The sequence below is a fragment of the Marinobacter sp. E2 genome (assembly GCF_055755345.1).
Genome location: NZ_CM146911.1, coordinates 1,807,704 through 1,827,323 on the forward strand (window position 1 = coordinate 1,807,704; position 19,620 = coordinate 1,827,323).

Below are 19,620 nucleotides of genomic sequence, written 5' to 3' on the forward strand. Positions count from 1 at the left end.
GGGCCGTGTCCTGGTGCGCGACTCTCAACGACACGAGAAACATTAGACCGGTGTTCCGCCAGCGGTGATGCTCCTTCTATCGAGATTCAGGCGGCGCCTAACAGGGTCTCGTTCTCGGTGAATTCACCGTTCCAGGAGCGCTTCATCGGCAGTTCGTTGCTCAAGTACAAGCTGTAGATCACGGCAGCGCCTTTTTCCAGAAGCACAGGAGTGGAACGAACCACTACCAAACCGCTGCTGCGCTCAATGTTGTGATGTCGCTCAGTCAGATACCGGCCCATCGCCCAACGGTTAACCCGCCAGCTCCCAGCGATGTCTGAATACAGCCATTTCCTCCGTGCCAGTTCCTGGTTTATCCGTTGGCAATTTACGCCGTTGATCCGCTTGGCGAACTCAGGGGGCGTCATTCCGGTATTAAACAGCGACTGACCCGGTGAAGTGCTTCCAGGATGGTTGCAGTTGAATTTGGAGTGCGCGCTCATGCTGAACCTCCGTATTGCTCCTGGAGGGACTTCGGCGCCAACTGGTCGAATCGCATAAATTTGCCGGTGAACACGCACCGGACCATGCCCGTTGGGCCGTGCCGGTTCTTCGAGATATCAATCTCGGCGATTCCCTTGTCCGGTGTGTCCGGGTTATAGACCTCGTCCCGGTAGAGGAACAAGATCTCATCAGCCTCTTTTTCGATCTCTGAGGCGTCTGCCAGGTCGGAGTTCATTGGTCGCTTGTTGGGGCGTTTCTCGCATTCCCGGCTGACCTGGGCCAAGGCGATTACGGGAATTTCCAGCTCCCGGGCGAGATTCTTCAGAGAGCGGGCAACCTCTGAGACTCGATCGGTTGGCTTCGATCGGGGATCGGTACCAGCAATCCTCTGCAGATAATCCACATACAGAGCGTTGATGTTGTAGCGGTACTTCCAGTCCCGGGCCTGCCGAACCAGGCTGGTAATCTTCATCCCTGGTTCATCGTTGACGCGGATCGGTTTGTCAGTGAGCCGGGTAACAGCTTTGCGGAGGGTGTCCCACTCCTCATCATAAAATCCGCCGGTCCGGATTTTCTGACTATCCAGCTTGCCCTCGATCGATATCAATCGGAGCCCCATCTGTTCGTGGCCTTGCTCTGCCGATATCACACCAACGGGTTGGCCGGCGGCCAGGGCCAAGTTGAGCATGAAGGCCGTTTTTCCCATGGCCGGCCGGGCACCGATCACTATCAAATCCGTATCATGGAATCCACCGAGGCATTCATCCAGATCGCGTAGGCCGCTCGGAACGCCAACGATTCCATCTGCAGCCATAGCCTGGTCAATCATGCGAATGCCGGCTGCCATGACGCTCTTCATGTCGTGGTCGTAGTTTCTGCCGAGCTGGTTTAGGCTCATGAGCTGCTGTATGGCCGTATCCACCGGATCACCATCCTGACCTTCACTCAATGCGGTTTTCAGGTTCTGGGCAATACTCAGCGCTTGCCGTTTGCGATAGCTCTTGTGGACAATCTCAACGTACTGGCCGAAGGCGGAGCCGCAGAACGCATTTTCCAGAACGCCGGCGAGGTATTTGGCGAACTCCACGCCCGGGACCCGCTTTTCTAGGACTTCGCAAACGGTGACCAGGTCAGCAATTTCTCCCCGATTCACAATATCCCTGGCAGCGCTGAAAGCCTCCTGGTGATGCCAATCAGCGAATTCGTGTGGTTCCAGGTCGCACTCTTTCATGCGGGAGCTATCCGTCAGTACCGCGAATAGCACCGACTGTTCCGCTTGAATACTCATTCGGCGCCCTCTGTCCCCGTTGGCTGGCGGGCTGGGCGATCGGGCCTCGGCATTGCCCCACGGTAGGGGGCGTTGACTTTGGTCGGGTCCGATCCCTGAATCACGGAAAGGGCAGGGCCGGCCTCAAGTCTCTCCCTGGTGTCGTTCCAACCCTCGTGCTTGATCCAGCGGAAGACGTGCTTCATGTTCTCGCAGAAGCCCTCCGTAGCTTTTACGCGCCGGCGGAACTCGCATTCCTGGCGTGTGAGCCGAAGAATTTCTCTCAGGTCGTGCTTGCCAGGTTTTAGCTTCTTGAAAGACTCTCTGGCCTGGGATTTGTTTCCGACTCTCCCAAACCAATGCTCTCGACAGAACTTCCAGAATTTCTCGAAGTCTTCGTCATTGAATTTGCCAGGGGTAGACTCACGCGCCGGTTCGGCTTCAGCCGGACCAGTGCTTTCACTGGAATCCGTTTGAGGGGATCCGGTATCAGGTATCCGGTATCCGGTATCCGGCGGATTAGAACGGTTCTCATACTGTCCCTGTTCCGTTCCGGTACGTTCCTGTATTGGGTCGAGGCCGTTCGGGCCGTTTTCAGGCGACGGCTTCGGAACGTCCGTGCCGCGCAACACTTCGTTTTTATGGGGCCTCTGATGCTTCCTGAAGTTAACAACGTGCAGGTATTCTTCAGAGCCAACGGTGTAGAGCTGGAGGAAGCCGGCTCTCTCGAGTTCGCCCAGCAGCTCTGAGAAGTCCACGTTGTCATAGGGCAGGATCTCAACCTTCAAGCGCTTGGGCTTGTATTTGAGGTTGCCATTGAAGTCTGCCTGGCCCCACAAACCAATGAACGCAAGGCGGGCGAGGGGAGAAAGCTCCCCCAGCTCATCATTGGTGAAGAATCCGGGTTTGATGTTTCGAGCTCGAGCCATTACACCAATCCCTCCTCGCGCTCGTAGGCCTCGACCATGTCTGCCGCTTGATTCACTGAGCGCAGGTCAATTCGGTAAACACCGTAGTGAATCTTTCGGCCGTCTCGATCGACACCGGATCTCTCTACGTTGTGGATAATCAGGCCCTTTGCCTTGAGTGCGGCAATCAACTGAGGGACGCCGTTGCATCCAACCGTGTCGAACAGCTGGCGGACGGATCGGGGACCTGTCAGGAGTTCTCGGAGTGCTCTATACTGCCTTGGGGAAAGAAGGCGCTTTGCTGTAGGGGCGGGCGTCTTTTTCATTTCCTGGCCTCCCGCAACTCCCTCAGGCTGATGTACCTCATTACTTCCGCCAGCTCCACGACCTTGCAGCCGGATACGCGCTCCACATGGAGATCTCCACGGGAAACTGCGTCAGTGATTTCGTGAGCGGGTAGGTTCAGGGTTCTGGAAACTTCACTAAGCGCCAAATATTCACGGCCGTTGCGGAGGAAGGAACCTGGTTTTAGAGGCTTGCGAACATTCATGCTGCCGCCCCCTTGCTGGCTTCCCAGCTTTCAATATCTGCTGACTTCCAGCGAGTACAATTCGCGCCAAGCTTTACCGGTCGGGGAAGGTTTCCTTCCCGAACCCATCGCCAGATTGTTTGCCGACTAACTTCCAGTCGTTCAGAAAGCTGTTTATCCGATAAGTAATGAAATGCGGGCCTGCTCATTGTTGCGCTCTCCTGATACAGAGATTGTTGAACACATGAGCAGTTTCGGTTCGATGATGTGGGGGACTTCAATATGGGGGATGTGGGGAATTTCACCACATAATTTCACCCCCCTTTAATTTCTCCGCTTCTTTTCAGCTCTTTCCATGCTTCCTTAAATGAGTTTTCGGTGAAAAGCTGTCTATTGGATTGCAGAATGTCCCAACACTGGCCTTTCGCCCCTTTGTTCGGGCCTAACCTCCGCTCTGGTAGGTCTAGCGGATTGAGGCCAAGTTCATGGGTAAGAGTGTGAAGAACTGCCTCTTTCTGGGCCTCAAGCGTTGTTGGGGGTCTCGAATACCGTGGGCTATGTTCTGAATCGGCGTCTGACAACAGCCTTTCCAGATTCCTTTGCCGAACACAGAGGATTGCGCTCGACGCCAGTTCTGAAAGATTCACCAATGCTGCGCTGGCTTGATCTGATTCGACCAAGCAAAGCTCAAAGTCAGAGCAATTCTGTTCCCCAGGTCCGCCACGCCGGATGAAATTTTCACTTTGAACATTCCTCAGCTTATTGATCTCGTTCGAGGCTGCCTCAATACAGCTTCTCCAGTGGGCCTCAAAGTATTCTTGTGCCATGGCAGTATGAAGAATGTCCCAGACGCCCGGGCGAAGTATAGAGTTGTTATCGATGACCGCCAGCGCTGGCCCCTCCCAAATCTCGTCCAGGTTAGGTTCCTCCGTCTCCATCCTTTTGGCATTTTCATAGGTGTGGAGCTGCGTAGCCAATTGAGATGGGGCTCCGCAAAGATAAACAACCTCACCTTCGAATTCTGGGGGGCTTTTATCAGGCTGAGGCGGACGCGAACCTCTCGGATAAAAATACCCAAACACCCCAGGGGTACAAGAAAACGTTTTCACTGAGAGAGTGAGCTTTCCTGACGCGGCGTAATGGATAATATCCGAGTCGGTAATCGGCGGCGTTGCACTAACCATTTGAGAAAGGTGCGATGCAGCTTCAGCGATGGTCAGCCAGTCCTTATTCAGAACCTTTGTCATGCCTTACCCCCTAACTCTGTGAGCATTGCGTTTCCTGTTTCCTTCTCGCCGTCGCCATGCACACAGAATTGCTCCCAATCCGCCATCATAAGGCGGCGCTTGTCTATCAGCTCTGAGCGGGCGTAGGCGGCCCGGGTTTTGTCGTCGTTGATATGTGCAAGCTGCAATTCACTGACTTCATCCGGGTAACGTGTGCGCTCTCGGCACCAGTCTTTGAAGGTGCTCCGCAATCCGTGAACCGTGATATTTCGTCCAGTCGATGGATCGATCCAGGGCTTTTCGTTATCGGTATTCATACGCCTTACCAGTTGGGTGAGAGACATGTCAGACATTTGGCCTCCCCGAACGGCAGGGAACACATAGTTGTTGCCCTCAAGCCTCGGCAAGGCCTTCAGCAATTCCACGGCGGTCTTAGTCAACGGGATGGTGTGCGCTTTGCCGTTCTTCATTCGGTCGGCTGGAATCTTCCAGGTGCCCGCTTTGAGGTCGAGTTCATTCCAAGTGGCGCCGCGAACTTCCCCAGATCGGGCGGCGGTGAGAATGACGAGCTCAAGCGCACGAGCCGAAAACCCCTCACGAGCCCGCACGGCTTTGAAGAAATCAGGAAGACGCTTATATGGCAGGGCCGGGAAGTGTTGCGCCTTTCTCAGTTTGTTGGGATCTGGTAACAGCTCTTTCAGATTTCCCCGCCACTCAGCAGGGTTGTCACCTTCACGAAGGCCGGACACTTTCGCCCAGGTCAAAACCGATTCAATCCTCTGACGCACCCGTGTAGCCGTTTCCGTTTTGGTGTGCCAGATAGGCCGGAGAACGTCTAAAACGTGGTTAACGTCGATCTCAGAAACCGGTAGCTGGCCAATCTTTGGAAAGGCGTAATGTTCCAGCCGGCTGATCCATTGGTCACGGTGTTTCTTGCTTCGGAATTCTGGCGCCTTTTTGGCGAAAGCCTGGCGGGCGGCTTGCTCGAACGACACATTCTTTCGGAGGCTTTCGGCCCACTCCCGTTGTGCGGCTCGTCGTTGTTCTGCAGGGTCTTCACCGTAATTCTTGATGCGATGACGATATTCGCGGGCGGCCTGTCTAGCCTCAGCCAATCCGATTTCTGGATAACCGCCTAAGCCCAAATCACGGCGAGCTCGAAAAGGTTTGCCGGTTTTCGAGATGCGCACTTCCGGAGTAGCGTATCTGAATACCCAGGATCGGGCGCCGGTATCTGATACCTTCAAATAGAGACCGTCTGCACCACCAACATTGTGCAGCCCCGGGGTCTTCAAATGCTCAACCTGTTTGGCTGATAGAGCCTTCGATTTTTTCGGCACTAGGCTGTAATCCCTTGGTAGCGTTCCAACATAAATCCAACAAAAACCTTGAATCTGGATGCTACTCTATACTACGCTTTGCTACAAGGGATCAGGAAAAGGTCAGTATAAACAGGGGTTTTTGGTGCAGTATGTTACTGCGCAGTACATGGTAAGGGCAGAGACCCGCGCCTCCATTATTTCCCTGATTTCTTACTCCGATTTCTTATCCCACGTTCCCGAACGCACTTCGGCTTTCTGACCTTGCTGTTTTCAGTGCCTGGCGTCACCCCGGGCCCGTGTGCTTCAATGGTTTTACAGCGGTAAAGCCAACCAGCAAGGCTGGTTCTGGATACACAGCGCCTGGTCGACAACAATGAAAACAGACGAGAAGATGGCCAAACACCGGCGCTCGGCTCCCCGGGGTCGCCAACTGCAACCGGCCCTCCTGACGGAGTTGCGGGAACGGATCGGCGACGAACGGGCGGACCCGGGCCTGCGCCGTCGCGACCGGCTGATCGAGCACCTGCATCAGCTGCAGGATGCCCATGGCTACCTCTCCATGGCACACCTCCGGGCCCTAGCGGCCTACATGAACCTGCCCATGGCGGCCATCTATGAAACCGCCACCTTCTACGCCCATTTCGACGTGGTTCACGACGAACAAACCCCGCCGCCGGAAATCACGGTGCGGGTGTGCGATTCCTTGTCGTGCCAGTTGGCGGGTGCCGAGGCTCTGCACCAGGCGCTCAGCCAGGGCGCCAATCCTGACCGGGTGAGGGTGCTGAGAGCCCCCTGCATGGGTCGCTGCGACGCAGCGCCCGTGGTGGCAGTAGGGCATCACCATGTGAGCAACGCCACCCCAGACAACGTAGCGGAAGCCATCGACCAGGGACGCACCCAGCCGGCGCCCATCCAATGGCAACGCCTGGCCGATTACCAGGCCAGCCGTGGCTATCAGCTGTTGGCCGGTTGCCGCGAAGGGCGGGTGCGCGTTGAGCAGCTTCTGGAAGACCTCGAACACGCCGGCCTGCGCGGGCTTGGCGGCGCCGGCTTCCCCACCTTTCGCAAATGGCAGGCGGTGCGGGCTGAGCCGGGGCCACGGTATGCGGTGATCAACGCCGACGAAGGCGAACCGGGCACCTTCAAGGACCGCTATTACCTTGAACGCGAGCCCCACACCTTTCTGGAGGGCGCCCTGGTCAGCGCCTGGGCCGTGGAGGCCGAGGCACTCTACCTCTACCTGCGGGACGAGTACCCGGGTCTGCTCACCGTGCTGAAAGAGGCCATCGACGAACTGGAAGCCGCCGGCCTGGTGGCGCCCGGGTACGTGGTTCTGCGTCGAGGCGCCGGTGCCTACATCTGCGGCGAAGAGTCCGCCCTGATTGAATCCCTCGAGGGCAAACCCGGCAAACCCCGGCATCGGCCGCCGTTCGTGGCCCAGAAGGGGCTGTTCAACCGGCCCACCCTGGTGAACAACGTGGAGACGGTGTACTGGATTCCGCGCATCCACGCGCGGGGCGCCGACTGGTTCGCCGGCCAGGGGCGCCATGACCGGAAGGGGCTGCGGAGTTTCTCGGTATCCGGGCGGGTGGCAAAACCCGGCGTTCACGTGGCGCCGGCGGGCATTACCCTCAACGAGCTGATCGAGGAGTACTGCGGCGGCATGGCACAGGGGCACCGCCTGCTGGCGTATCTGCCGGGTGGCGCCTCGGGTGGCATTCTGCCGGCCAGCAAGGCTGATATCCCACTGGATTTCGACACCCTTCAGGAGCAGGGCTGCTTTATCGGCTCCGCCGCCATCATCGTGCTGTCCGACCAGGACAACCTGGCCGCTGCGGCGTCCAATCTGCTGGCGTTCTTCGCGGATGAATCCTGCGGCCAGTGCACCCCGTGCCGTGTGGGCACCGAGAAAATGCTCACCCTGCTGGAGCGGGATACCTGGGATGAGGCAACCCTCCGCCAACTGGCCGGCGTGATGGCCGATGCCTCCATCTGCGGCCTGGGCCAGGCCGCGCCGAACCCGGTTCTGAGTCTGCTGCGGGATTTCCGCGGCGAACTGGCCGGGCACAACCTGATTGCCAAAGGGTAGGGAGGCGGCATGAGCGATCACGATAACGGCTTCACCCTGACCCTCGACGGCACCGAGGTTCGCGCCTTCCCGGGCGAAACACTCTGGCAGGTGGCCAAACGGGCCGGCGAGACCATCCCGCACCTGTGCTTCAAGGACGCGCCTGGCTACCGCGCCGATGGCAACTGCCGCGCCCGGCATGGTGGTGCGAAGCGCCGGGTCCGACCGGGTTCAGGCCGCCCGCAAAGGGGTGCTGGAACTGCTGCTGGCGGACCAGCCGGCCCGGGAAAACAGCCCCGACCGTTCAAGCCATCTGTGGGATACCGCAGAAGCGCTGGCCATCGATGCCGCCGAGGTTCGCCACCGCATTCCGCTTCGTTTCGAGCGAACCGAACCCACCGTTCATCACGTGCAGCCACGCGCCGAATCGCTGCCCCACGCCCAGGGGCAGGACGCCACCCATTCGGCCATGAACGTCAATCTGGATGCCTGCATCACCTGCGGGCTGTGCGAGCGCGCCTGCCGGGAAGTGCAGGGCAACGACGTGATCGGCCTGGCCCATCGCGGGGCTGCGGCGAAAGTGGTGTTCGACTTCGATGACCCCATGGGCGAGAGCACCTGCGTGGCCTGCGGCGAGTGTGTTCAGGCCTGCCCGACCGGAGCGCTGATGCCGGCGACCCTGATCGACGAACAGGGCCGGGGCGATTCCGCCGTGGCCGACCGCACTGTGGATTCCGTGTGTCCGTATTGTGGTGTCGGCTGCCAGCTCACCTATCACGTAAAAGACGAACCGGCTGAGCCAGCGGCGGCAACGGGAGGTCACGAAAGCCGCATTCTCTTCGTGGAAGGCCGTAACGGACCGTCGAACCAAGGACGGCTCTGCGTGAAAGGCCGCTTCGGCTTCGATTATCCGTCGCACCCGGCGCGGCTGAAACGGCCCCTCATCCGGCGGGAGGGCGTGCCCAAGGGCCTGGACCCGGACTTTGACCCCGCCCAGCCGCTCACCCATTTCCGGGAAGCAAGCTGGGAAGAGGCCCTCGAGCTGGCCGCCAACGGCCTGACCCAACTCAAAGACCGACACGGCCCTAGTGCGCTTGCCGGCTTCGGCAGCGCCAAATGCTCCAACGAGGAAGCCTGGCTGTTCCAGAAGCTCGTCCGCACCGGCTTTGGTTCAAACCACGTCGACCACTGCACCCGGCTGTGCCACGCCAGTTCCGTGGCCGCGCTCATGGAATGCCTGGGCTCGGGCGCCGTGACCGCCTCCTTCATGCAGGCGCTGCAGGCGGATGTGGTGATCCTCACCGGCTGCAACCCGGCGGTGAACCACCCGGTGGCGGCCACCTACTTCAAACAGGCGGCGAGGAACGGCACCAAGCTGATTATCATCGACCCCCGGGGCCAGTCGCTGGATGCTTACGCCTGGCGCAGTGTGCGCTTCTCGCCCGGCGGCGACGTGGCCCTCTTCAACGCCATGCTGAACGTGATCATCAGCGAAGGCCTCTACAACCAGACCTACATCGACGGCCACACCGAGGGCTTCGCGAATCTGAAGGCCAGCGTGGCGGGCATGACCCCGGAGGTGATGAGCCCGGTCTGCGGCGTGGCACCGGACACCATTCGCGAAGTGGCTCGCGCCTACGCCGGTGCCGACCGCGCGATGATCTTCTGGGGCATGGGCATCTCACAGCACGTGCACGGCACCGACAACGCCCGCTGCCTGATCTCCCTGGCCCTGGCCTGCGGCCACGCCGGCCGGCCCGGCACTGGCCTGCATCCCTTGCGGGGCCAGAACAACGTACAGGGCGCCTCCGATGCCGGCCTGATTCCCATGGTACTGCCAGACTACCAGCCCGTGGCTGATCGCCAGCTGCGGGCCGCCTTCGAAGAACTCTGGAACACCGAACTCGACCCGGAACCAGGGCTGACCGTGGTGGAGATCATGGACGCCATCCGGGCCGGCACCATCAAAGGCATGTACATCCTCGGCGAAAACCCCGCCATGTCCGATCCGGACCTCACCCACGCCCGGGCGGCGCTGGCAGCCCTGGAACACCTGGTGGTGCAGGACCTGTTCGTGACCGAAACCGCCCAGTTTGCCGATGTGATCCTGCCGGCGGCCGCCTGGTCCGAGAAAACCGGCACGGTGACCAACACCAACCGGCAGGTGCAGATGGGACGTGCCGCCCTGGCGCCACCGGGGGAGGCAAAACCCGACTGGTGGATCATCCAGGAAATCGCCCGGCGCTTCGGCCTGAGTTGGGATTACAAAGGCCCGGAGCAAGTTTTCGCGGAAATGAAACAGGGCATGCACTCCCTCGACCACATCACCTGGGCGCGCCTGGAGCGTGAGGGCTCGGTCACCTATCCCTGTTCCGCCGACGACGCGCCAGGGCACGACGTGGTCTTCTCCGATGCCTTCCCCAAACCCGGAGGCCGCGCCCACTTCTCACCAGCCAGCCCCCTGCCGCCAGACGAGCCGGTGGACCAGGCCTATCCCACCGTACTCACCACCGGCCGCCTGCTGGAGCACTGGCACACCGGCTCCATGACCCGCCGAAGCCGCGTGCTCAACGAGCGCGAACCCGAAGCCGCCGCCTATCTCGCGCCCGCCGAGCTGGAACGCCTGGGTATTGCTTCAGGGGAGGACATCCGGATCGAAACCCGCCGTGGCGCCATCACCCTGGTTGCCCGGGCGGACCAGACCATGCCCGAGGGGATGGTGTTTGTGCCGTTTGCGTTTGTGGAGGCCGCGGCCAATGTGCTGACCAATCCGGCGCTGGATCCGTTTGGGAAGATTCCGGAGTTTAAGTATGCGGCTTGTCGGGTGACGCCGGGCTAGCGAGGGTCTCCTCCAAAAAGTCTGTTGGCCGCTTCTCCCGCTCCTGGTAGCCTGGTACGGAAAGAAACCAGGCTAATTGGTCGCAAGGGAACGATTTAATGAAGGAAACGCTGGCCTATTACAACGACAATGCCGATGCGTTTGTTGAATCAACCTTTCAAGTCAGCATGGAAGAGCTTTACAAAGAGTTCCTGCCAAAGCTTCCGGAGGGAGGACATATTCTGGATGCTGGCTGTGGCTCCGGTCGGGATGCGCTGTTCTTCAAACAGAATGGTTATCGTGTTTCTGCCTTTGATGGTTCAGACGCCATTGCCGTGCTTGCCCGGCAAAAAACCGGTTTAGCTGTTCAGCATCGGTATTTCTCGGATGTCCGAGAGTCCAGTACATACGACGGCATATGGGCCTGTGCAAGCCTCTTGCATTTACCAATTGAAGAGGTACCCGTCGCTATTTGCAGGCTTTGGAATGCCCTGAAACCCGATGGCGTTCTCTACATGAGTTTCAAAGTTGGTAATGGAGAGCGCAAACACGATGGCCGTCATTTTACCGATGCTGATGAAACGATTGCCGAGCAGTGGATCCGTGATTTGCCAGGATTTGAATCCTGTCGGATGTGGCGCAGCGATGATCAGCGGCCCGACAGAGATGAGCAATGGTTGAATGTTCTGCTGAGTAAGTCCCCGGCTTCTCCGGATAAGTTAACGACGGGCGGTAAAGATCACCATTTTCTGCCGAAATTGTGTCAGGCCATTAAAGCCGCTGACCAAATAGATATGGCCGTAGCGTTTGTGAAAACAACGGGCTTAAATCTCTTGTTCCCGGATTTGGTGAGTGCGCTGCAAAGAGAGCCTGATCCCGCCTGTATTCGCATTCTCACAAGCGATTACCTCGACATTACCGATTCCGAGGCACTGCGAAAGCTTGTCCTGCTGCACGACCACGGAGCTCAGGTGCGCATTTATGAAAGCCGGGGGAGCAGCTTCCATCTGAAAGCCTATCTCTTCGCAGGCCATGTCGAGAATCACCAAATGTGGGGTCGGGCATTTATCGGCTCCAGCAATATCAGCCGCCAGGCGCTTCAGGATGGGTTGGAATGGAATTACCAGGTGGATTTCCCTCCGGATTCTGGTTACCTCGAGGCTGCCAGTAGGTTCGATGAACTTTTTCAACACCCGAATGTGGTGCCGCTCACTGACAACTGGATCGACGAGTACGAGAAACGGAGAAAGCCACCCGTACAGTCTTTGGAACCCGGCAGTGACGAGAAGCTGGAAACTCCAACGCCAAATCAAGTGCAACAAGAAGCATTGGAAGCACTGAATCTGACTCGCGTTGAGGGTTACCGACGAGGCTTGGTCGTGTTAGCGACGGGCCTTGGCAAAACCTGGTTATCTGCCTTTGACGCCGTTCAGGTGGGTGCCAGGAGAATCCTTTTTGTCGCCCATCGCGAGGAGATTCTTTACCAGGCGGCCGAGACGTACCTGCGAATCAAGCCGAATAGCCGCGTTGGGTTCTACATGGGCAAGCAGCGGGATCGAACGGTCGATATCCTGTGTGCTTCGGTGCAAACGCTTGGGAAAGAAACCCATCTGGACCGATTCGACCCACGGCATTTCGACTACATTGTGGTGGATGAATTTCACCATGCCGCAGCGCCTATCTATCATCGCCTTCTGAGTTACTTTGCACCACAGTTCCTGCTTGGATTAACGGCAACCCCAGACCGGACGGATCGTTCGGACATCCTGTCACTGTGTGACGACAACCTGGTTTTCGAATACCCTTTGTTTGAGGGCGTAAAGGGCCAGTTCCTGGTGCCATTCCATTACTTTGGTATCTACGACGAAACCGTCGATTACACTGAAATCCCATGGCGTAACGGAAAGTTTGACCCCAATTTGCTGGCCAACAAGCTGGCAACCTATGGGCGTGCCAAGCATGTTCTAAAGGTATGGAGTAAAGAAAAGCAAAGCCGGACCCTGGCCTTCTGCGTTTCACGAACACATGCGGATTTTATGGCCAGCCAGTTCACGAAGAGCGGAATCAGTGCGGCGGCCGTGCATGGTGAATCTGAGATGTCCCGTGGTGAGGCGTTGGAGAGACTGGAAAACGGCCAGCTCGATGTCATTTTTTCAGTCGACCTTTTCAATGAGGGTGTCGATCTACCCGCCATCGATACCGTTCTTCTGCTGCGCCCCACAGAGTCCAAAATTTTGTTTCTTCAGCAAATTGGCCGTGGACTACGGCAAAGCGTGTCGACCGGTAAAGACAAGCTCGTGATTCTTGATTTTGTGGGCAATCACCGAAGTTTCCTGCATAAGCCCCAGGCGCTAATCGGTCAGGCGATGAACCACCGGCAACTGGCAGAGTTTGCCAGGAAAGCGGAAAAGCAGCAGTTGGACCTGCCCGACGGTTGTTTCATCAATTACGACCTAAAGGTGATCGATTTTCTCAAAGGTCTTGATGATCAGGGCACTGAGAAGGACTATCAGGCATTGAAAGACACATTAGGTCGCCGCCCGACGCTGACTGAGTACTACCATTTCGGTGCCAGTATCACTAAGACCCGAAAGCTGCACGGAAGTTGGTTTGGGTTGGTTCGGGACATGGACGACCTCACTGAAATTGAAGCGGAGCTTCTCTCCAGTTACGAGGCCTTTTTACTAGAAGTCGAAACGACGGCTATGAGCAAATCTTTCAAGATGATTCTGCTTGAGGCGTTCCAACAACTGGGCGGGTGGCGTACTCCCCCAGAGCTTTCGACACTGGCCCAAGTATCCTGGGAGACGCTGAAACGCCGCCCCAGGCTCTTTAACGAAATAGCTGATTCAGTAAAACACGTTGAGGGGTCCTCGCCGCAATGGCAGCAGTATTGGAAAAAGAACCCTATCGATCATTGGACCAATAAATCTCCCGCTGTTTTTGAGATTGAGAATAGTCGCTTCAAACCCGTTATTAAGCTTGAGGGCAATCAAACTTCTTCGTTCGAAGAGATGGTTCAGGAACTGATTGACTATCGATTGGCGTCCTATGAGGCTCGCCAGTCTCAAAAACAAGACCAGTCGCACTTTGAAAACGTGGTTCCGATTACGCCCTCCGGAATAGAGTTGCCCTATTTTCCATCACTAAAAATTGCGTGTGGCCATTTCAGAACCAGCAATGCGGAAGAACCGGAGTACAGGTCCATTGGGTTGGGGCATGGGCGGATAGAACCCAATCGCCATTTCATTGCCAGAGCTTCAGGTAACTCCATGAATGGTGGCAAGCAGCCGATCCACGACGGTGATTATCTTTTGCTTGAGCAGATTAATCCCAACCAGGCAGGTTCTATCACTGGAAAAACCCTGGCAATAGAACGGATGGATGATTCAGGCGACACACAATACCTTCTTCGGACGGTTCGCAAATCACCTGTCGGCGAGTATCGGCTGGAAGCGGCTAACCCAGACTACCAAGATATTGTTGTCACTCCCGAACTGGTCGAACAGTTTCGAACATTCGCCCGCTTTTGCGAAATCATTAATCCGTTGGAAATGGCTGTCGGCCAGGAAATTCCAAGAGAGGAGATTCCGTCTCTATTCGGCGCAACGTTTAATCCGGGTAATTGGCAAAGTGGTCACGTGTTTCTGAAAGAGGCCAACGCCCATGTTCTGCTGGTGACACTGAATAAGCAGGGCAAAGGCGCCCAACACCGTTATGTCGATCATTGGATAGATGAACATACCTTCCATTGGCAGAGTCAGAACTCAACCACTCCTCAAAACAAGCGCGGTCGGGAGCTTATTGAACACAAGAAACTTGGACTTTCAGTACACTTATTTGTCCGGGAAAATAAGCTGCGTAATGGCAAAGCGGCGCCCTTCACTTATTTTGGGCCTGTCGAGTATCAGAGCCATGAGGGTAGCAGTCCAATGAGCGTGATTTTCCGACTTCTGAACTGACAGCGAGGAATCCTTGGTTATTGCCGGTTTTTCCAATAATCTGGCTCACGATGAAGATTCATCACAGCAAGAATGAAAATGCTGTTCTTTTTCTCAACGTAAAGAACGCCGTAGGGGAATCGTTTGACGAGTGAGCGACGAACAGGTTTCCGAATGAAGCTCCAGGCCTGCGGAAATTTGACAGCCCTGACTACTGCTTGCTCGACTTCCTCGGCCAGATCGACTCCAAGGCCAGTTTGGATTGATTCGTAGTAATCGATTGCATCATTCAATTCCGCTTCCGCTGCGGGGTGAAAGGAATAATCCATTATTTGTGCAGCCTACTCCGAATTTTCCTGAAAACCTCATCGCCGGACACTGGGTTTACCTTGCCGGATTCCAGTTCCTCCAGGCGGCTCTCGGCGACCTCTGCCCATTTTTCGTCAACAGTGGCTTCGATTGGGTTTAGGCTTTTCAATAGTGACTCTACAACCAGCGCTCGCTCGTCGACGGGAAGAGCGCTAGCCTCGTCAATCAAATCCTGAAGGCGCATAGTGTTTGCTCCAAGAGTGGTGAAGGGCCGTGTATGGGCTCCATGATAATGCTTTATGAGTTATTTTGCGCCCCGACTCCTTCTTAATCCCAGCGACTTCCGCAAGGGCGGATTTACGCTTGATGCGTCTGTGAGGCTGATGCCGATCAAAGTGATCAACATGCTGGGTGGTCAGTCCTGGTGCTACCAGCCGGTTCTGTCTGTGCCGGGCATCACCTCATGCGCATCCGAAATCCGCGCCCAATGCGTAATCCGCCGCTTCTGCCCATCCCAGAAATACCGCAAATGCTCACCCTGAACCGGCGCATGTAAGGCCACCGGCCTAAACGCGGCAATGCATTCGTGGCCAGGTCTGCGTACCGAGTGGTAGAGCAGGCCGTCCGATCCCTTGGCGCGGTATTTGGCGCCGAAGGCCTGACTGGCGGCGTAGTCGTCTGGATCGTGCAGATCGGCGAAGTCGCTGGCACGGATGTCGTGCAGGGGCCGGGCGATGTCGCCGATGTAGCAGCGCATGGTGAGTTCGATGGATTCTTCGTTGGCGGCGGCCATTTCCAGTTCTTTGTGGTAGACGGTCTCGGCGATCGCGGTTTCCAGTGAATCGGCGGCGTAGTACACGCCGAAATCGCCGTTGGTGAACCGGCTGCCAAAGCCCAGGTGGGTGAAGGCGGCCATGACCGGGCTGGCGCCGGGGCCGATGAGGCGATCTTCGGTGGGCACGAGTTGGAGGCTGCCGGCCTGGTCGAGCAGGCGGTCGTTGGTCATGGCCTCGATTTCAAAGGCGATGTCCAGTTCTTCGGCGGTGTCGTAGATGCGCTCGAACAGGTCAATGGGCGGGTAGTGGCTGGGGATGATGCGGTGGGCTTTCCACTCGGGCAGCACCAGTGGCGGGGTGGGTCTCACGCCCAGCCCCGCTTGGCATCGAAATAGCGCCGGGCCTGCATCAGGTGCTTCATGGAGCCGCGGGTCATGAATTCCAGGGCGGAGGCGCCGGAGAAGGGCACTTCGGTGGTGGCCAGCCGGATGCGGCGGTTGGCGCGCTCGGCCGTCGGGTACATCACTCGCAGGGACTTGTAGATGCCGAGGATGTAGCTGATGCGCTCCAGGGTGTCCCGCGAAAGCCGCACGTAGGGCAGCTTCTGGTACTTGGCCAGGGTGCTCCGGGAGATGCCGCCGAGCATCTGCATCATCTCTTCCTGGGTGCAGCCCCATTCCCGGCAGATGTTGAAGAAGCCTTTCAGGGCCACGTGGCCGCGCAGGGCGTCGTTGTCGACGGTTTCAGGCAGTTTTTTCAGTGGCTCAGCCATGGTTTGGCCTCCCGGTATGTGCACATATGGTCATTATAAGAGAATATGTACGAATATGCACATCCGGATGCGATTGGTCGCCTGGCAGCGGTTTGCTGGCGTCGGGTTACGCGGATTCCTTCGCCAGTACCTGTTCCAGGCCACGAATGCACCGGTCAAACGCCCGGCTGATGCGGGTCTGGTCCTTGATCATCGCCAGTTTCGGCCAGGTGGCCTGTTCGCCGAGCTGGATGAACATGTCCAGGTCCTCGGGGCTCGGGTTTGCCAGTACCTTGCGGTAGAGCGAAGGCCGGAGCGGAAAATGGATGTTGATGTCGCCCAGGTACTCCTGGCTGGCCATGGCGTGGGCCTGCTCGATCAGCGGGCGGATGAGCCCGGGTGTCGGGCTCTGGCGGGTGAGTTTCAGGGCGGTGGCCAGCTGGCCGTGGGCGAGGGAGACGGCGGCCTTTTTGGCCCAGGCCTTGAGCCCGCTTTCATCGTGATGGGTAATAAACGGCACCACGTGGGGGTTGGCCTGGCTCACGATGGTTTTGTTCACGTTGTGCAGGCGGGCCATGCGCATCAGCGGCAGGTCGCCGTGCACGCTGCCATCGATCCATCGTTCGGTGGGCATGTAGGGCACGCTGCTGTTCGGGCCGCCGGTGGCCTCCCGGGCCTGAAGGGTCACCGGCGGGAAGATGCCGGGCACCGCGCAGGAGGCCATCACCGCGGAATCCACCAGTACCTCGGGTGAGGAGAGCCAGTTCAGCAATCTCGGCTTTTGCTGGGTGCGGGTGGGCGAGACCGAGATATTCAGGGTGCGGCCGCTGTGATCGTGGGCTTCCTTGAAGCTTACGCTGCCCAGGTTGGCGAGCAGGTGTTCGTGCAGCTGGCGCGGGTCCATGGCATGGCCTTCGCGCAGCCCGTCCCGCATGCCCAGCCAGCGGAACGCCTGCAGGTGGATGCGTTCAGGGTGCTCGAAGAATTCGGTCACCTTGCGGTTGTTCCGGGTGCAGATGGCGGCGGCCACAACGGCGCCCATGCTGGAGCCGGCGATCACATCCGGCAGCAGGTTCTGGCGCCAGAGCGCCCGGGCAACGCCGATGTGGTAAATGCCGAAAGCCGCGCCGCCACTTAGCATCAGTGCCGGGCGGCCGTAGACCCGCTCGGCGTCGCGGAACATCTCCAGCTTCCGGGCGGTGCTGACTTCCGGGATGGGGTGGCTGCAGATGAATTCCATGGAGGTTTCCACCTCGCTGAGGAATTCCTGCACCAGGCGGTTGGTGCCACTGCGGGCCACGTTGTAGAGCTCCGGGTTGGAGAGCTCGCCAAGGTGTCGATAGAGGCTTTCCTGCAACACCCGGATCAGTCGGCGGGTGTCGGTATTCGTGCGGCACTGCTGCATGCTGGCCATGTGCTGGCGCATCAGGCTTTCATGCAGCATGCCGGTCTCTTCCTGCTCGCGCCAGGCCAGCAGGCCGTCCAGGTCGTCCAGGGCGGTGGCCGTGGCCAGCCACTGCTCGTAGTCCCGCGCCCGTTCCAGTTCTTTCTGGAGCTGCTTGCGGGCGCGGGCGTTATGTTTTGGGGTTGGTTCCGTGGTTTGATTCATAGTCTCACCATAGCCGATCCACGCCGGGCTTTGCATTGAGACAGTTTCATGAATGGCTGTTATTTGCTAAATTTGCGCCTGTTGATTGCATTTTATGCAGATCACACATGTCTGCGGGAGAGATCGGTCCACTGTCCATGGGTTCAAAGCCCTGGGCGATGGCACCGGCGCCGAAGGAGCAACTGCCCCGGAAACTCTCAGGCAAAAGGACCGCTGACATGACTACTTTCCGAAGAGCTGCCGACAGTCTGCGTCCGTCGGCACACCGAAGGAGCAAGCGGCTGTTGCTCGCCCAGCTGAGCACGCCGTGAATCTCTCAGGTCCCGTGACGGAAGGGGTGCTTGCTGCCATGTGGGCAGTGAGGTAACCCTTGGCGCTCCACGGAGACTGTTATGAAGCGAATCGCTGTTATTGGCGGTGGCATTACCGGTATTACCACGGCGTACACCCTGGCCAAGCGCGGCCTGGATGTCACCGTCTATGAAAAACACCGCTATGCGGCGATGGAAACCTCCTTCGCCAACGGCGGCCAGCTGTCTGCCTCCAACGCGGAGGTCTGGAACAACTGGCAAACGGTGATGAAGGGCATCAAGTGGATGTCTCGCCGGGATGCGCCGCTGCTGGTGAATCCCAAGCCTTCCTGGCACAAGCTGAGCTGGTTTGCCGAGTTCATTGCCGCCATTCCCCAGTACGAGAAGAACACCACCGAAACCGCCCGCCTGGCCATTGCGGCCCGCGACCACCTGTTTGCGTGGGCGGAAGAGGAGGGCATTGATTTCGACCTGAAGAAGCAGGGCATCCTGCACATCTACCGCGACAAGGCCGGCTTTGACCACGCCGCCCACGTGTCCAAGCTGCTGGCCGCCGGTGGCCTTGAGCGCCGCGCGGTTACGCCGGAGGAAATGAAGTCCATCGAGCCGACTCTCGCGGGCACCTACTACGGGGGCTTCTACACCGAGAGCGACTCCACCGGCGACATCCACAAGTTCACCAACGGCCTGGCCGATGCCATCGTGCGTCTGGGCGTGAAAACCTGTTACGGCCATACCGTGACCGAGCTGAGCGCCGACGCCCGTAACGCCTGGGTGACCTCCCACGACGGCACGGAACAGACCCGGGATACGTTTGATGGCGTGGTGATCTGTGCCGGCGTTGGCAGCCGTTCCCTGGCCAGCAAGCTGGGCGACCGGGTGAACATCTATCCGGTGAAGGGCTATTCCATTACCGTGCAGCTGGACGACGAGGCCTCCCAGAAGGCGGCGCCTACCGTGAGCCTGCTGGACGACGCCACCAAGATCGTCACCAGTCGCCTGGGCGATGGCCGGTTCCGGGTAGCCGGTACCGCCGAGTTCAGCGGCTACAACCGGGATATTCGGGACGACCGCATCCAGCCGCTGATCCGCTGGGTGGAGCAGTGCTTCCCGGGCGTGTGTACCCGCCGCGTGGTGCCCTGGGCGGGGCTGCGGCCGATGCTGCCGAACATGATGCCCCGGGTAGGACGCGGCAAGCTGCCGACGGTGTTCTACAACACCGGCCACGGCCACCTGGGTTGGACGCTCTCTGCCATCACCGCCCAGATGCTGGCGGAAACGGTCGCCGGCAAAGACTGAGCC

15 protein-coding genes, 1 pseudogene and 1 riboswitch are annotated in these 19,620 nt (G+C 58.4%); of the genes and pseudogenes, 5 read left to right on the forward strand and 11 right to left on the reverse strand.

Going from position 1 to position 19,620, the window contains the following annotated elements; genetic code table 11:
* Nucleotides 1–86: 86 nt before the first annotated feature.
* The 6 genes from AC0J1C_RS08290 to AC0J1C_RS08315 form a co-directional block, all read right to left on the reverse strand.
* Nucleotides 87–482 carry a hypothetical protein gene (locus tag AC0J1C_RS08290; RefSeq protein ID WP_473046399.1) on the reverse strand — a complete coding sequence of 132 codons (396 nt, stop codon included), beginning with the start codon at nucleotides 480–482 and terminating at the stop codon, nucleotides 87–89.
* A complete protein-coding gene (locus tag AC0J1C_RS08295; protein WP_473046400.1) occupies nucleotides 479–1,771 on the reverse strand; it encodes a replicative DNA helicase in 1,293 nt (430 codons plus the stop codon). Before AC0J1C_RS08295 ends, AC0J1C_RS08290 begins: the two co-directional genes overlap by 4 nt.
* Nucleotides 1,768–2,679 (reverse strand): hypothetical protein, encoded by a 912-nt coding sequence (locus AC0J1C_RS08300; protein WP_473046401.1) that lies wholly within the window; start codon nucleotides 2,677–2,679, stop codon nucleotides 1,768–1,770. Before AC0J1C_RS08300 ends, AC0J1C_RS08295 begins: the two co-directional genes overlap by 4 nt.
* Nucleotides 2,680–3,204: 525 nt before the next feature.
* Complete coding sequence (locus tag AC0J1C_RS08305) at nucleotides 3,205–3,396, reverse strand: helix-turn-helix transcriptional regulator (RefSeq protein WP_473046402.1); 192 nt, start codon at nucleotides 3,394–3,396, stop codon at nucleotides 3,205–3,207.
* A 105-nt stretch (nucleotides 3,397–3,501) separates the two neighbouring features.
* Nucleotides 3,502–4,434, reverse strand: coding sequence for a hypothetical protein (locus AC0J1C_RS08310; protein ID WP_473046403.1), 933 nt, complete (start codon nucleotides 4,432–4,434; stop codon nucleotides 3,502–3,504).
* Nucleotides 4,431–5,753, reverse strand: a complete 1,323-nt coding sequence (locus AC0J1C_RS08315) for a tyrosine-type recombinase/integrase (RefSeq protein ID WP_473046404.1) — start codon at nucleotides 5,751–5,753, stop codon at nucleotides 4,431–4,433. The genes AC0J1C_RS08310 and AC0J1C_RS08315 overlap by 4 nt, the downstream gene beginning before the upstream one ends.
* A 355-nt stretch (nucleotides 5,754–6,108) precedes the next feature.
* Here AC0J1C_RS08315 and AC0J1C_RS08320 point away from each other — a divergent pair, with 355 nt between their 5' ends.
* From AC0J1C_RS08320 to AC0J1C_RS08335, 4 genes and pseudogenes are all read left to right on the forward strand, one after another.
* Complete coding sequence (locus tag AC0J1C_RS08320) at nucleotides 6,109–7,824, forward strand: NAD(P)H-dependent oxidoreductase subunit E (protein ID WP_473046405.1); 1,716 nt, start codon at nucleotides 6,109–6,111, stop codon at nucleotides 7,822–7,824.
* A 9-nt stretch (nucleotides 7,825–7,833) separates the two neighbouring features.
* Nucleotides 7,834–7,935, forward strand: a pseudogene (locus tag AC0J1C_RS08325) (2Fe-2S iron-sulfur cluster-binding protein); the annotation flags it as partial.
* 46 nt (nucleotides 7,936–7,981) lie between these two features.
* Complete coding sequence (gene fdhF / locus AC0J1C_RS08330; protein ID WP_473046406.1) at nucleotides 7,982–10,642, forward strand: formate dehydrogenase subunit alpha; 2,661 nt, start codon at nucleotides 7,982–7,984, stop codon at nucleotides 10,640–10,642.
* Nucleotides 10,643–10,740: 98 nt separating this feature from the next.
* Nucleotides 10,741–14,583 (forward strand): DUF3427 domain-containing protein, encoded by a 3,843-nt coding sequence (locus AC0J1C_RS08335; protein WP_473046407.1) that lies wholly within the window; start codon nucleotides 10,741–10,743, stop codon nucleotides 14,581–14,583.
* A 17-nt stretch (nucleotides 14,584–14,600) separates the two neighbouring features.
* Here the strand turns inward: AC0J1C_RS08335 and AC0J1C_RS08340 are convergent, their stop codons facing one another.
* From AC0J1C_RS08340 to AC0J1C_RS08360, 5 genes are all read right to left on the reverse strand, one after another.
* Complete coding sequence (locus tag AC0J1C_RS08340) at nucleotides 14,601–14,891, reverse strand: type II toxin-antitoxin system RelE/ParE family toxin (protein ID WP_473046408.1); 291 nt, start codon at nucleotides 14,889–14,891, stop codon at nucleotides 14,601–14,603.
* Nucleotides 14,891–15,115 carry an addiction module protein gene (locus AC0J1C_RS08345; protein ID WP_473046409.1) on the reverse strand — a complete coding sequence of 75 codons (225 nt, stop codon included), beginning with the start codon at nucleotides 15,113–15,115 and terminating at the stop codon, nucleotides 14,891–14,893. The genes AC0J1C_RS08340 and AC0J1C_RS08345 overlap by 1 nt, the downstream gene beginning before the upstream one ends.
* 183 nt (nucleotides 15,116–15,298) lie before the next feature.
* The gene (locus AC0J1C_RS08350) at nucleotides 15,299–16,015 is read right to left on the reverse strand and encodes an RES family NAD+ phosphorylase (RefSeq protein WP_473046410.1); all 717 of its coding nucleotides are present in this window, start codon (nucleotides 16,013–16,015) and stop codon (nucleotides 15,299–15,301) included.
* Nucleotides 16,012–16,419: an antitoxin Xre-like helix-turn-helix domain-containing protein gene (locus AC0J1C_RS08355; protein WP_473046411.1), complete on the reverse strand. Its 408-nt coding sequence runs from the start codon at nucleotides 16,417–16,419 to the stop codon at nucleotides 16,012–16,014. The genes AC0J1C_RS08350 and AC0J1C_RS08355 overlap by 4 nt, the downstream gene beginning before the upstream one ends.
* 106 nt (nucleotides 16,420–16,525) lie before the next feature.
* Entirely contained in the window at nucleotides 16,526–18,007 is a 1,482-nt protein-coding gene (locus AC0J1C_RS08360) for a DUF3336 domain-containing protein (protein WP_473046413.1), read from the reverse strand.
* Nucleotides 18,008–18,111: 104 nt separating this feature from the next.
* A riboswitch (glycine riboswitch) is annotated at nucleotides 18,112–18,230 on the forward strand.
* A 169-nt stretch (nucleotides 18,231–18,399) separates the two neighbouring features.
* Between AC0J1C_RS08360 and AC0J1C_RS08365 the strand changes: the two genes are divergently transcribed.
* Nucleotides 18,400–19,617, forward strand: a complete 1,218-nt coding sequence (locus AC0J1C_RS08365) for a D-amino acid dehydrogenase (protein WP_473046414.1) — start codon at nucleotides 18,400–18,402, stop codon at nucleotides 19,615–19,617.
* Nucleotides 19,618–19,620: the final 3 nt, after the last annotated feature.

What these genes read in the sequence shown, in the direction of transcription:
- AC0J1C_RS08290 (WP_473046399.1), bottom strand. Translation starts at nt 482, where the DNA reads ATGAGCGCGCACTCCAAATTCAACTGCAACCATCCTGGAAGCACTTCA.
- AC0J1C_RS08295 (WP_473046400.1), bottom strand. Translation starts at nt 1,771, where the DNA reads ATGAGTATTCAAGCGGAACAGTCGGTGCTATTCGCGGTACTGACGGAT.
- AC0J1C_RS08300 (WP_473046401.1), bottom strand. Translation starts at nt 2,679, where the DNA reads ATGGCTCGAGCTCGAAACATCAAACCCGGATTCTTCACCAATGATGAG.
- AC0J1C_RS08305 (WP_473046402.1), bottom strand. Translation starts at nt 3,396, where the DNA reads ATGAGCAGGCCCGCATTTCATTACTTATCGGATAAACAGCTTTCTGAA.
- AC0J1C_RS08310 (WP_473046403.1), bottom strand. Translation starts at nt 4,434, where the DNA reads ATGACAAAGGTTCTGAATAAGGACTGGCTGACCATCGCTGAAGCTGCA.
- AC0J1C_RS08320 (WP_473046405.1), top strand. Translation starts at nt 6,109, where the DNA reads ATGAAAACAGACGAGAAGATGGCCAAACACCGGCGCTCGGCTCCCCGG.
- fdhF (WP_473046406.1), top strand. Translation starts at nt 7,982, where the DNA reads ATGGCAACTGCCGCGCCCGGCATGGTGGTGCGAAGCGCCGGGTCCGAC.
- AC0J1C_RS08335 (WP_473046407.1), top strand. Translation starts at nt 10,741, where the DNA reads ATGAAGGAAACGCTGGCCTATTACAACGACAATGCCGATGCGTTTGTT.
- AC0J1C_RS08340 (WP_473046408.1), bottom strand. Translation starts at nt 14,891, where the DNA reads ATGGATTATTCCTTTCACCCCGCAGCGGAAGCGGAATTGAATGATGCA.
- AC0J1C_RS08345 (WP_473046409.1), bottom strand. Translation starts at nt 15,115, where the DNA reads ATGCGCCTTCAGGATTTGATTGACGAGGCTAGCGCTCTTCCCGTCGAC.
- AC0J1C_RS08355 (WP_473046411.1), bottom strand. Translation starts at nt 16,419, where the DNA reads ATGGCTGAGCCACTGAAAAAACTGCCTGAAACCGTCGACAACGACGCC.
- AC0J1C_RS08360 (WP_473046413.1), bottom strand. Translation starts at nt 18,007, where the DNA reads ATGAATCAAACCACGGAACCAACCCCAAAACATAACGCCCGCGCCCGC.
- AC0J1C_RS08365 (WP_473046414.1), top strand. Translation starts at nt 18,400, where the DNA reads ATGAAGCGAATCGCTGTTATTGGCGGTGGCATTACCGGTATTACCACG.